Annotated in this window: 11 protein-coding genes and 1 other annotated feature; of the genes, 2 read left to right on the top strand and 9 right to left on the bottom strand. The window is 51.6% G+C overall.

Going from position 1 to position 14,814, the window contains the following annotated elements:
- Positions 1-86: 86 nt before the first annotated feature.
- Positions 87-428: a winged helix-turn-helix transcriptional regulator gene (locus ABC395_RS13525; RefSeq protein ID WP_413003784.1), complete on the bottom strand. Its 342-nt coding sequence runs from the start codon at positions 426-428 to the stop codon at positions 87-89.
- A gap of 105 nt (positions 429-533) precedes the next feature.
- Here ABC395_RS13525 and ABC395_RS13530 point away from each other — a divergent pair, with 105 nt between their 5' ends.
- Positions 534-926, top strand: a complete 393-nt coding sequence (locus ABC395_RS13530; RefSeq protein WP_413003786.1) for a RidA family protein — start codon at positions 534-536, stop codon at positions 924-926.
- Positions 927-1,048: 122 nt separating this feature from the next.
- Here ABC395_RS13530 and ABC395_RS13535 read toward each other — a convergent pair whose 3' ends face one another.
- From ABC395_RS13535 to ABC395_RS13570, 8 genes are all read right to left on the bottom strand, one after another.
- On the bottom strand, positions 1,049-2,728 hold the full coding sequence (locus tag ABC395_RS13535) for a glutamine--tRNA ligase/YqeY domain fusion protein (protein ID WP_413003788.1): 1,680 nt from the start codon (positions 2,726-2,728) through the stop codon (positions 1,049-1,051).
- A gap of 65 nt (positions 2,729-2,793) precedes the next feature.
- Positions 2,794-3,046, bottom strand: a binding site (T-box leader).
- A 223-nt stretch (positions 3,047-3,269) separates the two neighbouring features.
- Entirely contained in the window at positions 3,270-6,410 is a 3,141-nt protein-coding gene (locus ABC395_RS13540; protein WP_413003790.1) for a chondroitinase family polysaccharide lyase, read from the bottom strand.
- 145 nt (positions 6,411-6,555) lie between these two features.
- Positions 6,556-8,091, bottom strand: coding sequence for an ABC transporter substrate-binding protein (locus ABC395_RS13545; protein ID WP_413003792.1), 1,536 nt, complete (start codon positions 8,089-8,091; stop codon positions 6,556-6,558).
- A 48-nt stretch (positions 8,092-8,139) separates the two neighbouring features.
- Positions 8,140-8,982 (bottom strand): carbohydrate ABC transporter permease, encoded by an 843-nt coding sequence (locus ABC395_RS13550; protein ID WP_413003794.1) that lies wholly within the window; start codon positions 8,980-8,982, stop codon positions 8,140-8,142.
- A 20-nt stretch (positions 8,983-9,002) separates the two neighbouring features.
- The gene (locus ABC395_RS13555) at positions 9,003-9,977 is read right to left on the bottom strand and encodes a carbohydrate ABC transporter permease (RefSeq protein ID WP_413003796.1); all 975 of its coding nucleotides are present in this window, start codon (positions 9,975-9,977) and stop codon (positions 9,003-9,005) included.
- A gap of 169 nt (positions 9,978-10,146) precedes the next feature.
- Complete coding sequence (locus ABC395_RS13560; protein WP_413003797.1) at positions 10,147-10,542, bottom strand: hypothetical protein; 396 nt, start codon at positions 10,540-10,542, stop codon at positions 10,147-10,149.
- Between the two features lie 91 nt (positions 10,543-10,633).
- Positions 10,634-11,653 (bottom strand): DUF3604 domain-containing protein, encoded by a 1,020-nt coding sequence (locus ABC395_RS13565; protein WP_413003798.1) that lies wholly within the window; start codon positions 11,651-11,653, stop codon positions 10,634-10,636.
- 260 nt (positions 11,654-11,913) lie between these two features.
- Positions 11,914-13,389: a sulfatase family protein gene (locus ABC395_RS13570; protein WP_413003800.1), complete on the bottom strand. Its 1,476-nt coding sequence runs from the start codon at positions 13,387-13,389 to the stop codon at positions 11,914-11,916.
- A gap of 193 nt (positions 13,390-13,582) precedes the next feature.
- On the opposite strand from ABC395_RS13570, the gene ABC395_RS13575 reads away from it, so the two are divergent.
- Positions 13,583-14,788, top strand: coding sequence for an ROK family transcriptional regulator (locus ABC395_RS13575; protein ID WP_413003801.1), 1,206 nt, complete (start codon positions 13,583-13,585; stop codon positions 14,786-14,788).
- Positions 14,789-14,814: the final 26 nt, after the last annotated feature.

The raw sequence follows: 14,814 nt of genomic DNA on the forward strand, positions 1-14,814 counted from the left end.
TGGACACCATTTGGTGACATATTGATTGTATGACACCGTTTGGTGTCGTGTCAACCAGCTTTGTAAATCACCTGTTCTTAAAGAATTTAATCATGCCGGTTCTGTGCTCCCCACTCGCATAAACCTTCCAAAACGGGCAGCAGAGTTTCCGCCTTTTCGGTGAGACTGTATTCGACTTTAGGAGGAACTTGGGGATACTCTTTGCGTTTCACCATCCCATCCGCTTCCAGCTCTTTTAGTTGGGAACTTAATGTTTTAAAGGTAATAGCTCCTATTTGTCTTTTCAGATCATTGAAGCGAACCGGCTGGTTTTCCGCTAACAGGTAAATAATTACCATTTTCCATTTGCCGGAAATGACCGACATTGTATAACCAAAAGGAGTATCTTGAATACTTGTAATCTTACCCTTATATTCAGACATGCCCATATTTACACTATCCTTTCGGGTAGTACCTATCAAAATAGTGCGTACTACTTTTTTATTTGTGCCCAGTTTATACTAGCCTTACTTTGAAGTAAAGGAGAGAAAAAAATGAATACGGCTAAAACTTACAATCATGGTGTGGCATGGGAAGAAACTTTCGGCGTTACTCAAGGTTACAGCGTTAACGGTACTATCTATATTTCGGGGCAATTTTCTCACAATATGCAGGGCGAGTTCGTTGGCGAGGGCGATATCGAAGCACAGACCAGGCAGACGCTGGAGAACCTTGACCGCGTGCTGGCGGGATTCGGTGTCACGAGGTCGAACATCGCCGAGATGGAAGTCTTTCTGACCAACCCGCAGGAACATTTCGAACCGTGCATCGGTTTGTATAAGGAGTATGTGGGCGACCATCGTCCGGCCGCGACTCTCGTCGGCGTATCAGGACTGGCCTTCCCGCACCAACTGATCGAAATCCGCGCCGTCGCACACACCGGTTAACTCAGCAGGATGAGGGTTGCGGATGCAAAGAAGGACACTCCGTGACGAGTGTCCTTCAATTATGATGATGACGGCTATGTGCTGCATTTTTTCTTACACCTGCTCAGGCATGCTTCGAAGCCTCATTTTCTGTTCCAAGAATCCTTTAAAGGGACGATCCGGTTAAAAACAAGCCGGTCGTTGGTACTTGACTTTATATCTGCACAAAAGTACCCATGACGAAAGAACTGGAATTTTTGTTCCGGAGAGGCGTGATTGACGACAGGTTCTGCCAAAACATTCTTTAGGGTAACCAGAGATTCAGGATTTAACCTTCCCATCCAGTCCTTATTATCTTCCGTAGAGTTATCCGGATCGAGCAGCAGTTTATCATAAAGATTAACATCAACCTGAATGGCATGGTCCGCTGATACCCAATGAATGGTCCCTTTCACTTTGCGTCCTGTAAACCCCGTACCGCTCTTCGTAAGCGGGTCGTAAGTACAGCGAAGTTCCGTGATTTCACCCGTTTCCCGGTCCTTGATTACTTCCTCGCATCGTATGAAATACGCACCTTTGAGCCTTACCTCGCCATTCGGACTCAACCTGTGAAAACCTTTAAGAGGCTGCTCCATAAAATCATCACGTTCAATATAAATTGTGCCTGAAAAAGGAACTTCTCTTTTCCCCAGAGATTCGTTTTCACTGCTATTTTCAATCCGTAACAATTCCACCTCATCTTGAGGATAGTTGGTAATGACGACTTTCAAAGGATCCAATACAGCCATGAAACTAACCGTTTTTTCTTTTAAATCCTGTCTGAGGCAGTGATCTAGGAGGGAAATATCCACTGTACTTTCCGACCGAATACTGCCGATAGCTTCGATAAACCTGCAGATGCTTTCCGGCGTGAAGCCTCTTCTTCTAAGCCCTTGAAGAGTTGGAAGCCTCGGATCATCCCAGCCGTCAACGTAGCCTCCTTCTACCATCCGTCTTAAAAAGCGTTTGCTTGTCACAACACCCGTGAGGTTCAGCCTACCAAACTCCCTTTGCCGCGGCGGCTCGTGGTAGTCAAGTTCGTTTAAGACCCATTCGTACAAGGGACGATGGTCTTTAAATTCAATAGAGCATAAGGAATAGGCGATACCTTCGATTGCATCTTGAATAGGATGAGCAAAATCGTACATCGGATAGATGCACCAGCCACGTCCTGTCCTGTAATGCTCGGCGTAAACAATTCGATAAATAACAGGATCTCGCATATTAATATTGGGCGATGCCATATCAATTTTGGCGCGAACAATTTTGGAAGCAACGGGGAATGCGCCTTTTTTCATCCGCTCAAAAAGTTCGAGATTTTCCTCGACTGAACGCCCTCTATAAGGGCTGTCTACGCCCGGCTCCTTTAAAGTCCCCCGATACTTAGTCACTTCGTCGGGTGTTAAATCACAAACATAGGCTTTCCCCTGCTTGATCAGTTTAACTGCGGCTCTGTAAATTTCGTTGAAGTAATCGGAGCCGAAGTAGATGTGGCTGCCCGGATCGTATCCAAGCCACTTGAGATCCTTGATGATCGCGTTAACATACTCGATGTCCTCTTTAAGCGGATTCGTATCGTCAAAGCGTAAATGAAATGTCCCGTTAAAATTTTGAGCCACCGAATAATTCGTATGAATGGCATAGGCGCTCCCGATATGAAGATAGCCATTAGGCTCAGGTGGAAAGCGTGTGCACATTTTTTTGTCAAAAGGGTTGTGTTCTAGCTCTTCTTTAATCAACCTGAACATAAAATTTTCGGATAGATGCTCCTTCTCGTTAACCATGCCGACTCCTCCTAATGATCTGGTTAGAAATCAATAAAAAAAATTTCACCTCCAAGACTTTAAGTCTTGGGGACGAAATTTTCGTGGTACCACCCCAGATTCATTAATATGTCGCCATATTAACCTCTTCAAGTACGGCAATGCCATGCATGCTTATACTCTAGCTCTGTAACGGGAGCTCCCGTAATGCCATCCCCGTGTATGGTTCCGGCATTCTGCTCAAAGGCTTGCTTCAGGGAAAACTCTTGGCTCCTTTTCACCTGCCAGAGCTCTCTGTACAAGAACATATTCCCTTACTCTTCTCGTCATCGCGTTTAATTATTGAGATCATAGTATCAAAGCCTTCCTTTTTTTGCAAACGACTGCCGAGCACGCTTCCCCTAATTTTTAAAAAGGTGGTCTTTTCTTCGCTAACAATTATTATTTCATACTTTTTACACGGCTACCCTCTTTGCGTCCGTCAGAGAAATTCCAACTTGTTTTATTTTGTTCAAAAAGTCTGCCGTGAGCCGTCATTACCGGCTTCCGGCAGACTTTTATTTTACTTCACCAATTCGATTTCGATGGACTTGCCGTCTACCGCGTCGAATTCAATTGTAGTTGTCGCGGCGCCTGTACCGATGATGCGCGCTTCGCTGTTTGGCTTTTTCAACAGCCACAGGCCGTTTAGTGTTACCGTGACCTTTTTCAGGACGCTTTGTTTTAGCACGTCGGCATTCGGTATGGACTGGTTCGGATATTTAGGCAGGCGAAGATCGGGATCGGCGACGCTTAGTAAAACTTCATTCGCGTCCACCTGCCGGACAATCGCCGTAATCGGATCACTGCTGCCGTACAGCACCCCCTTGTTAACCGGCGAGCTGCTGTTAAAGATCGCGTATCCCGTCAGCAGCTTGCCCGGTTCGGTATTTTGAACAATATGAGCGCTACTGTCCTTCTGCAGAACGGTGTATTGGGTATTGTTCGCGAAATCGGCTGTTCCTTGAGCGCCCGCTCCGACTTTAATCGCATACTCATAGCCGGAAGACGCCGGAGCCGTGCCATGGTTAATGTACGCCGTCGTATAATTGCCGGACGTGTCCGCGCTTCCCGAGCTGTTCTTGGAATGTTGGACTCCCCGTGTGATTACCGTGCCTGACGGGCTTGGCAGCACGTATCCGTTGCCGTACGGATCCACGATCCATGCTTTGCTTGTTCCGGTAACGGTATTCGTATAAATCGGGCTTACGACCGGTGTGGTGGAATTAAACCAGAAAGGCGTCGAACCGCTTGGCATATACGATTGAAATAAGACGGTTTCCGTCGGATGTACCGCATCCGTATTTACGATGTCCGAGCCCAGGCTAACAATCTTGTCTCCGAAAAAAAAGACGGATTTGTTCGCTTTAAAGCTCGTATCATAAACGGTATCCTGAAGCTTCATCGCGAAAAGACCATATTGGTTTTGGAGAGACGCCCCTCCTGCAAACGTACTGTTTGTAAAAGACCTTGTCGGTCCCCCCTCGGGAAGCGCAAGCTCGCTCAGGGACAAATGCTTGACGGTCGTTCCCGGCCAGCGGCTGAAGTCCCAACCCGCCCCGACGTTAATTCCGCTTTCTATAATTCCGGAAGTCGGACCGTTATTGATAATCTGCAAATTGCCGTAACTCTGATACCGGCCATATACATTTTCCGATAGATTCTCCGTCGTTTGCGGGTCGAATTTATTGGACGCTTCGAAGTCCCAGGCGTATTGACTCCAGCCTTTGAGGCCGACCAACTTGTCGTTGATCCGGTTGACCGCAAGCGCGCCGTACGGTTTTACCCAGAAGCCCTGCGGATTCGCTTTGGGGCTGAACCCGGCTTTCGAAAGAGAATCCGCCAGCTGCAACCCGCCAAGCGTATCCAAATAAGAGACGCCATACGTATCTGCCGACGGGAACAGCTCGTTTTGCAGCAAAATCGACTGCGGATCCCACAGTCTCATGAAGGTGGAAGCTAATTCACTATCGGTCGGCGTCTTCGCAAGCGCCAAGTAAGCGTATGCCGGCACAATGCCTGTAATGGGTCTTGTTTGACCGGGGAAACGGCCTGTCGCACCGATCGGCATATCGTATTTGTTGGAAACCTGTTCAATGGTGAGCAGGCCTTTTTTGATGTTGCCGAACGCGGCGTCGGACAGCGCAAACGGCGTACCATTCAGGAAATACGCGATTAATGACGCGGCATGAAGAGCGTCCGGCCCGTAAGCATTCAGATACACGCCCCTGTGATGGAACAGGGAGCCGTCGGGCTTGATCGTTCCCGCATAGCCGGGAGCGGTTTGAAGCGCTTGCTCATACATCCCGATCAGACCTTTCATGTACTGGACTTTTTTGGGCGTATTCTCCATACCCAGCACATAGAGCAGATCGTACAGAAATTTCGTCCTGAATTCGTCGGGTGTCGTTTCCACGTAAACGGAATTATCGAACGTCTTGCCGAAATTGGAATACCAGAAGCTTGTTCTGGCTTCGCGTTCAAATATACCCGCTTCCTTCAGTTCGCTGCGCATCAAGTAAACCGCATGAAAATATCCGTTGTTCTTATTCATTTCATGATCCTGCGTACCGAGTGCGCTCCCTTCCGCCCATCCTTGATCGTTCATATAATCGAGCACATCGATCACTTTCTGCTTACTGGCCGTATTTCCATTTATTTTGTAGTCAAAAACGAGCGGCAGGAGCACTCTTTTGCTGACATCTTCGCCGAATTTGCGCAAGTGCGGGTCACGGCTCGCATACAGGGCGTCGCCGGTTATCGAACCATCGGGATGTCTCGTGATATCCAGCGTATTGTAAGCCGCAAGTCCCGCCGCAATAAAAGCCTGAAGCGAGTCGTACCTTGTTTTCAGGGGACCCGTCAAGCCTGCATATTGAAGCGCATCGCCATAAATCCACTTTTCATATTTATCGGCAATGGCGTCAAAAGCTTGGATCTGCTGCGGAGTAATCACCGGTTCCAGCGGAATCGAAGGCTGCTGCTGACTGTACAAATAAACGTTATCCCACGTGCTGGCGCCTACATCGATACCGGGTTTAGGCATCTGGTAATCCGCGGACCTCGCTTTAATCATGGATGAGGAAAATTCGAGATTGTCGAAGTAAAGGCTGCCCGAAGGAACCGAAGCGGGAGGGACGATTTGCATCGATTCGAGCGCATTGCTTTGACTTTTCGTATAGGCGGGGTTATTCCCCTCCTCCCTGAACTTAACCCAGACGGCCCGCCATCCCTTGAAGTTGAGATTCACACCAAAGGAGTAATGATAAATGCCGCTGTTGATTTCAGCGATTTTGCCGAAATTAAACGTGACTTTGTCATTCACGGGGGTTTCGTTATAAATCCATAACTTCATGCCGCCGTTCTTAACGTTGGCAGCGGCCAGATTGGCCGGCTGGGTATCGCGCAGTTTAGAGCCGTTGGACCAGGTCCATCGCAGACTGCTCTGCCCGTGCTTGTAATGCTTGCCGGAAATGGCTGCGGAGCCGCCGTTTTCCACGCTCCATGTCGACGGAACCGCTGCCGCTTCAAACGATTCGGTCTGAGAATAGTCGTCTGCGGCTAGCGTCTTAGCGGGGACGGAAACCCAGACGGCCGCCAATATCGCCGCTGACGTCATGGAGCTGATTCCCTTTTTCCATGCGTTTGCCCATCTTTGGTTCATCGCTTATCCTCCCTTGAATATGTTCCTTGTCCAGGAACGAATGTATATGAAAGAAGCCCGCTTTGCATAAGGGCATTGTCGATGCCTCCTCCTGCAAAACGAGCCTCCAGTCATCCGGTCGGCATTTGTTTCCCTAGCGGTGAAGTTATTTTAATTGCTTATAATCCCCTTCGGTAAAGTCTTTGTCCGGATTCCAGTTCGGAAACGTAAAATCGCTTCGGCTGACGCTGACACCGCCGGATTTCAGCTTGCCGATCGCATCGTCCAAGCCTTTATCGGCTTTGTCGTTATACGCTTTGAGCGCCCCGGCCCAATCCTTCTGGGCTCCCGTCAGCCCCGCCTGCAAAATCTCTCCGAAAGCCGGTTTGATCTTCGGCTGAGATAAGGCGCCCAGCTCGACGATCACTTTCGCCGTCTGCGGGTTTCTTACCGCGTAGTTCGGACGCTCGTGCAGCAAATCCTTGTGAAGCCGGACAAACTGCTCGAACTCGGGATACGGATACAGCTTCTTGTCGTTATTGATGCTTTCGATCGGGGTTAACGCAACACCCTTGTTTAAATATTTCTCATAGAACAATGGTGATGCGAAGCCGTTCTCGATAAACTCGCCGGCTTCCTTCGGATGCTTCGTATTGGCGGATATTAAATAGCCGGTCCCGGTAGCCCGGTTGTAATAATAACCCGGTTTGCTGCCGTCCTGCGTAGGCACTGCGGCCAGCCCGAAGTTCGCGTCCGGCGTGTCGCGTTTGATGATCCACATCCGCGCGCGGCCCTCTATAAAGAACGCCGCTTTCGCCTGGCCGAACAGGACCGTGGCCTCCGCCAGCTTCATCGTATAAGATGACGGCAGGATACTGCCATCATTCTTCAGTTCGTTCAGAAAGGCGAAGGAATCGATCGTCGCTTTGGAATCGAACGCATACGTTCCTGTTTTATAGTTAAAACGATAAGAGCCGTCACCCACCTCTTCCTTGTTCAGCCCGGCTGCCAGTCCGTCGACGATTTTGGTGATTCCGGAAGCCGTGGCGCTTTCCCCTCCGCTGAAGACGAGGCCGTACACGTCGCCTTTGCCTTTTTCCGTGACGGTTTTGGCCATGCTGCGCAGCTCGTCCCACGTCTTAGGAGGCTTTTCGGGATCAAGGCCCGCGTTTTTCAGCACATCCTTGTTGTAGTAGAGAATGGAAGTCAGGACAGGGCCGGTAATCGGCCAGGAGTAGGTTTTGCCGTCGATCATATTGACGCCTTCCCGGAAAGAGCCTTCGGCGAACTGCTTCTTCCAGTTGTCCGATACGATTCCGTCAAACGGCAGCGCCCAACCGCTTGCGACAACCGTACGGACATCCGTATTTTGCGGTGTCACGAACACGTCCGGCAGCTCATTCGAAGTTGCCGCAGCCTGGATGGCCGTATGATACTCCGCCCAGGGCATATATTTGGCTTCGACGCGTACTTTGCCTTTATGCTTTTCGTTGTAGGCTTTGACCATACGCTGACCGGGACTGTCGTCGCCTTTCAGAAAATCGTCGCCTCCCCATAAGGTGAGAACAACCTCTTTGCCATCCGCCGGCGGCGTTTTGCCGTTTGCTTCTGCCGATTTGTCGGAAATGCCCGAGCATCCGCTCAGCAGCAATGCGGCGCATAACGCAAGCGCCCCTCCCGCTTTCCCTTGTTTGTTCAACATCGGTTCTCCATCCTTAGTCCGATCGGACATTATTTTTTTGAGCTGTACCTATCCTTTAATGGCTCCGGCAACTCCTTCGATAAAGTAACGCTGAAGCGCTATAAATACGGCGAGAATAGGCAGCAGCGAGATGCTCGCGGCCGCCGCCATTCCCGTCCAGTCCATCGTCTGCTCGCCGACAAACTGATACATCCCCACGCCTAGCGTGCGAAGCTCCGGTTTGGATAACGTGAACACAAGCGGCATCAAGAACGCGTTCCAGGTCCACATGAACTGCATGATAGCAGAGGTCGCGATGACCGGTTTCGCCAGCGGCAGCATAATTTGCGCGAAAGTGCGGAAAAATCCGCTGCCGTCCATTTCGGCCGATTCCTCAAGCTCTTTCGGCAAGCCTCTGAAGTAGGCGACGAAAAGCAGAATAAACAGCACATGCCCCCCTCCGACTTCCGCCAGAATGACGCCCAAGATGGAGTTGTTCAGCCCTATTTCGTTGATCAACATGTAGGTCGGGATGATCGTATAGCCTTTGGGCATAAACATCGTCGCTGTGATCGCCGAGACGAACAGCAGCCTTCCGCGAAAACGATAGCGGCCGATCGCATAACCTGTTAGCGAGCAAACCGCAATGACGATGAGCACGACAGAGACGGTAACCACAACCGTATTCCAGAAATAGACCGAGAAATGTGCCGTCTCCCAGGCTCTCAGGTAGTTAGCGAATTGGAACTTCTCAGGCAGCAGCGAGATGCCCGATGTGATATATTCGTTGTTTGTTTTGAATGAGGACATCAGCATCCAGACGAACGGATAGATCCAGACGATTCCGACGCCGATGAGCCCCAGATGAGCCGCCGCGAGTAACGGCGAACGGCCGCCCCGTTTTCTTGTCATGAAGCCTCTTCCCTTTCCAGTCATCTGCCCGCGTCTGCGGATTTTCGCCCGCCGCTCAATCTGACAAGCAGGCTCAGAAGCAGCGAGATGAGCATGACGGCTATTCCGTACACAACACCTGCCGCCGATGCGAAGCCGATCCTGGCCTCTCCTTTGCCTGCGAACGCATACCGGTAAATATACACATCCACCATATCCGTCTTAAAAGCGGGGCCTCCTTCGGTCATTGATTTCACCAGATCGAAAACATGCAGGGCATTAACTGCCGACACCAGCAAAATCACGGTTCCTACCGGAATGAGAAGAGGCACGGTGATATAGCGGAACAATTGCAAGTGAGAAGCACCGTCGATGCGGGCCGCCTCAAACAGCTCTTTCGGCAGCGACTGAATGCCGGCCAGCCAATAGATCAGCTTCATGCCGAAGCTTTTCCAAATGCCTACGAGAATGACGATGAGCAAAGCGGTGTCCGCAGAGCCCAGCCAATCGACCGGTTTGTGAAGAATTCCGATACGCAGCAGCATTTCATTGACCAGTCCTTTGTAAGCTCCGAAAATAAAGCGCATCACGAGTCCGACCACAGCGGTCGTCGTCACCACCGGCAAAAAGTAAATCGTCCGGTATAGGACCTTGCCGCGCATCCAGTCCGCATTCAGCAGCAGTGCCATCAAAAGCGCGAGAGGCACCTGGATGCCGACAAGCCAGAGCATGAAAACCAGACTGTTGCGGAATGCGTTCCAGAATAACGGGTCCGCCAGCGTTTCCCGGAAGTTGTCCCATCCGATGAACGTATGGAGCGGTCCGTAGCCCGACCAGTCGAAAAAAGCATACACATAGCTCATCGCTATGGGATAAACCGTAAACGATAAAAACAGCATCAGCTGCGGTGCAATAAACAGCCAGCACCACAACGCCTTCCGGCTGCGGTAATGAAACGTGAAACGCTTGCGTTCAGCACCCTTTCGTGATTGTGTCTGCATGGCAGTTTCCATCATGTGCCCCTTTCTCTTAAAACCCGGCGCGGAACTCTTGATCGCATAATAAAAAGACCTCCCCCATGAAAGTGTTCAAGGGCAGACGTCTCCGGTCGTCCGGTATTCGTCATGTAAAATCGTTATGCTATCGTCTTAAGATGTCCTACTGCTCGGCTGTCGGCTTCTTCGTTCAGGCAAGTGCATAGATCGGGGATAACCAGGCGCACTGGCCGTTCATCTGCCGGATTTCGACGTGATACACATCGCATTCGGACTCCACGGCATCGTCGCTCCAGGTTTCCCGCAGCGTATACAACCGTTCTTCCACGGCACGGTGAATCATAAAGGCTTCCGAATTATACGCCCTTAGATGGGTCGTGCGGTTGCCTTCCAGCAGTTCTCCGATTGCAGCCGAGAGGATGCCGCCGTTCAGTTCCACGCTCACAACCGTGTCGCGGTCACCTTCCACCTCAAGGATAAGCCCTGCCGTATGTGGATGCAGTGTGGTGGGATTGCGGAAGGTCGTACAGGTCCATTCCACGGATGCGTCCGTTTGTCGGGAAATTTCGTTGCCAAGCATGTTCATGGCAGGGTCGTCCTTCAAATCGGGCGTCGGGGCCAGAATGCTGCGGCCGCGGAAGCATGTTTCCACCGACAGGAGCTTACCCGCGTCAACCCTAGCTTTCCCATGCCAGGCAAATCCGTTCTTGGCGTTGCCCCAGACCGCATTCGATTTTTACTTTGTATTTGGAGCTTCCGGTGCCGGAAATCGGCTGCGGAGCGGTCAAATCTTCGCCGTTGAATACTTTAAACGGCTTCACGTTTTTGAAAACGACGACTTTGTCGATTTGATCGCTTGCCGTAACATCTAAGGCAAAATTCCGCTTGGCCGCCTGCACTTCGCTGCCTATCGGTGCCCCGTTCAGCGTAAAACTGCAGCGGATTTTATCGCCCGTCACGGCATACGTCCGGCGCGCCAGAATCGCGTCCCAAATCGCTTCGCGCGTTTTCGACTCGGCCAGAACGGCCAAACGGCCGTCGCCGTACGATCCCGGATAACCGGCATGATGATCCGTCGATCCGACGAAGCCGAAACGGAGCTTGCGTTTCAGCGCCGCATACGCGCTTGATCTTGAATCCCGGGGACCCATATCGTGGTAATACGGATAGGGACTGTGATCCGACAACCCGCTGCCGTGCTTGGAGTACACTTCCACAACCGGGCTGACATCGGCATTAAAGCTGTCCCAATTGCCTCCGCGATAGCCGGGCGTGTACCCGACATGATGCGGTACCGCGATTACTCTATACGTCCTTAACTGTTCCAGGATCGCTGCCGTCGAGCTTCCTTCGACTAACGGAAGATCGTCATCCGGCGATACGAAGTGATGGTCGCCGTATCGGCTCGAATGCGCTTCGTAGCCTTGAAACGTAACAAACTCGTGCGGGATGTTGAACGATTTAACCGTTTCACGCACATGTTCCCAGTGGCCGCGCAGTTTGGCGAAGCCCTCCGTATGGAAATCGACCAGATATTCAAGCCCCTGCGTACGTTCCGGCATATCATGCCAGGAAGCATGGCCGATAATGGCGCAAAAATCCAACTGGCTTTTGGCGGCGTTCAGCGCGTTTTCCAACCCGCCAAAACCGTAACTGATTCCGCAGTGGTTATGTAAATCTCCCCAATATAAATTCATTCTCTGCTCATCTCCTGTCGTTCGGTACACATTGTGGTCCGGCAGCGCTTTGTTCACCAGAACGTTTCTTTCTGTCCGCACAGTTTCGTCGGGGCTTCAACGTAAAAAGCAATCGACGCAGATCTGTCCTAAGGCGTTGTTTTGTTCCACGAAATTTACCGGGTCCATGCAGTAAGATCGCTTCTCCCTATTCTTATGCACCGCTTAATATCCACCCGGTACACCTCCGCATCTGCTGCAGACATTTTCATCCCACCTTCTCAAATGTTTCCGTGCGTTTGAAAGGGGCCGTACCGGAACAAAAACCGGTCATAAGCATCTTCCGGGACCGTCAGCATATCTCCCGTTTCCCCCATATGGACTCTAAGCGCGTCCAGCATCGAACCGATCCGGCTATGTTGTTCCGAAAGAAACGCAAGATTGCTCATCTCCAGCGGATCGGATTGACTGTCGTAAAGCTCGATAAACAATTCGTCTTTAAACATGTCGACAATCAGTTTGTACGAACCTTCAAGAACACACCGCTGAAAATGGCCCCGGGCGCCGTTGCCGTCAAACTGGATAAATATCCGCTCGCGCCGCAGCCGGTCGACTTCTCCGCTTATCAGCGGCATTAATGAACGGCCGGATATGTTTTCCGGAGCCGTGATCTGAAGAAAATCGCATAGCGTCGGCAGGAAATCGACGCCGCTGACGAGCTCGCTGCTGCTGCGGATCGCCGGAGAAAAGCTATGCGGAAATTTGAAGAAAAGAGGGGTGCGGACCGCTTCTTCGTACATGCACATCTTCTGCCAAAGTCTGTGAGAACCGAGCATCTCGCCATGGTCGCTGGCAAAAACGATCAGCGTCTCGTCATAAATCCCCTCCCGCTTCAACTGCGCGATCACCTCTCCGACACAATGGTCCAGCAGCGCCGTCAAACCCAGGTAGACGTTCCAAATACGCTCCCACTCCATGCGGGAATACGTGCTTCCGAGCAGGCCCGGCAAGTTATACAACTGCAAAGGCGATTGGTTGTCTCCCCATTCTCCGACATTGTCCGGCAGCTGGGCATCCTGAATCATGGAATACCACGGTTCCGGAATGTGAAAAGGCGGGTGCGGGGCGGTAAACATCGCCGTAAGCGCGAACGGCTTGCTCTTGTCACGGTTCCGAATCGCATGCAGACAATCTTTCAGAATAAAGCCGTCATAAAAATAATCCAAACCTTCCTCGTAACGTCCGGTCGCCGGTATCGAATAATTTCTCTTTCGTGTGATGGCTCCATACACTTGCTCGGCTACCGGGCCTTGATAATCTCTGCCTCCGGGCTTCGGTTTTCCCTGCTCTTTCAAAAACGCTTCGTACCGCTCTTCCAGAGGAAGCCAGTGCGTTTTGCTGCCGGTGACACGCTCCGGCTTCACCTCGGCAAACAAATGCTGTTTCCCGGTATGCCAACTGTCCCATTCACTCTCCAGCAAATCATACCAGTGCGTATGATCACAACGAACGTTGCCATGCCGTCTCTCCTGTTCCGTCCACGCATTAATAAGCGAACCTGTCACATTCGGATATTTCCCCGTTAAGAATGCGCCTCTGGCGGGAACGCATAACGGCGAGGCACAATAGGCTCTCGTGAAATCCACGCTTTCCGCACGGAGCCGGTTCAGATTGGGCGTGTGATCGCCTATGGCATCCCATCTCAATTGATCGGCCATAATGAGCACAACGTGGGGTTTACCGGGTTTACCGCTCAATCCTCGACACCTCTCTTCGATAGTCGCCATCCTTCATAAACCTTTAATTCCTATGGTTTTACTTAGATATCGCGGGTTAGACACATCATAAGCCCTCCCCCAATCTTTTGTCAATATTTAAACTAACTTCGGAATCTGCTATGATGTATATAAACTTATTTACCTTCATGTCCGAACACGAAAGGAATGGACCATGGAAACGATTCGTAAAGTTGTGGATCAAAAAGGCAGCAAAACGGCTATTATTCAAACCCTCCGCCTTTATGGTCCGATGTCCCGGATCGAATTGGCGCAGCGGACGGAATTAAGCCGGGCCACGATTTCGATGTCGATCCAGGAACTTATCGAGCTGGGCATTGCCCATGAAACCGAGACTCGGCAATCAACGGGCGGCAGACGCCCGACCGATGTGGAACTGATGCCGCATACGCATCTGGTGCTGGGCGCCGACCTTAACCAGCACGGCTGGATGCTGGGCGCTTTTGACCTGCTTGGCAGTACGGTGAGCAGCAGGCCGATCCCTTTCGGCCGGTTGACTCCCGAAGCAGCTTTTCGCGCATTGGTTGATGAATTGCCATCATTTATTTCGAATCTTGACAAAAGTCCGGTGCCGCTCCTCGGTATTTCCCTGCCAGGCATCGTTGATTCCAATCAGGGCGTTCTGCGAAGCTCGGCGGTGCTCGGATGGCAGGATGTCGAGTGGGGCCCCCTTTTCGAACGGGAGCTCGGATGGCCGACGACCCTCATTAACCGCAGCCGGGCGCGAGGGTTATCGGAGTGCCGCTACGGCTCGGGAAAAGAGCACCGTCATATGATCTATATCGGGATCGACGCCGGAATCGGCGCCGGTATCTATGTCGATCGCGAATTGATTCACGGTGCTATCGGCGGAGCCGGTGAGATCGGCCACACGACGGTGACCGACGGCGGGCCCCTCTGCCCTTGCGGCAATACCGGCTGCCTGCAAACGTTATCGGCTGCGCAGGCAATCGAACTGGAAGCACGCAGGCTGCTTCGTTCGGGCGCCGCTTCCTCCCTGCAGGCGCAAACCGTCTCCGACCTGCAGCTGCTGCGGGCCGAACATGTTTGCGCCGCCGCCGAGAACGGTGATGAGCTGGCCGTGCAAATCATCGAGAAAGCCGCGTCTTATTTGGGGACGGCCATGGCCAATCTGGTTAATCTGCTTAACCCCGAGGCCATCATACTGGGCGGTCCGATCCCAAAAGACAGCTCTTTGTACGTACAAACAGCGGAAAAGGTTATGCGGCAGCGAGCGATGAGCACGCTCTCCCGGGATACCGAAGTGAAAGTCGGACAATTCAAGGAGATCGGCGGTGCGCTCGGTGCGGCAAACTTCATGCTGGATAAACATTTGTCGTTCTCTTATCTGGCGACCTAAACAAAAAACAGGAGGGCGCCAAAAAA

The sequence above is a fragment of the Paenibacillus canaveralius genome, assembly GCF_047238265.1.
Classification (GTDB): Bacteria; Bacillota; Bacilli; order Paenibacillales; family NBRC-103111; genus Paenibacillus_F.

Coding starts and splice junctions, on each gene's coding strand:
- ABC395_RS13545 (WP_413003792.1), bottom strand. CDS start 8,091: ATGTTGAACAAACAAGGGAAAGCGGGAGGGGCGCTTGCGTTATGCGCC.
- ABC395_RS13535 (WP_413003788.1), bottom strand. CDS start 2,728: ATGGTTAACGAGAAGGAGCATCTATCCGAAAATTTTATGTTCAGGTTG.
- ABC395_RS13525 (WP_413003784.1), bottom strand. CDS start 428: ATGGGCATGTCTGAATATAAGGGTAAGATTACAAGTATTCAAGATACT.
- ABC395_RS13540 (WP_413003790.1), bottom strand. CDS start 6,410: ATGAACCAAAGATGGGCAAACGCATGGAAAAAGGGAATCAGCTCCATG.
- ABC395_RS13560 (WP_413003797.1), bottom strand. CDS start 10,542: ATGAACATGCTTGGCAACGAAATTTCCCGACAAACGGACGCATCCGTG.
- ABC395_RS13555 (WP_413003796.1), bottom strand. CDS start 9,977: ATGATGGAAACTGCCATGCAGACACAATCACGAAAGGGTGCTGAACGC.
- ABC395_RS13565 (WP_413003798.1), bottom strand. CDS start 11,653: ATGAATTTATATTGGGGAGATTTACATAACCACTGCGGAATCAGTTAC.
- ABC395_RS13575 (WP_413003801.1), top strand. CDS start 13,583: ATGGAAACGATTCGTAAAGTTGTGGATCAAAAAGGCAGCAAAACGGCT.
- ABC395_RS13530 (WP_413003786.1), top strand. CDS start 534: ATGAATACGGCTAAAACTTACAATCATGGTGTGGCATGGGAAGAAACT.
- ABC395_RS13550 (WP_413003794.1), bottom strand. CDS start 8,982: ATGACAAGAAAACGGGGCGGCCGTTCGCCGTTACTCGCGGCGGCTCAT.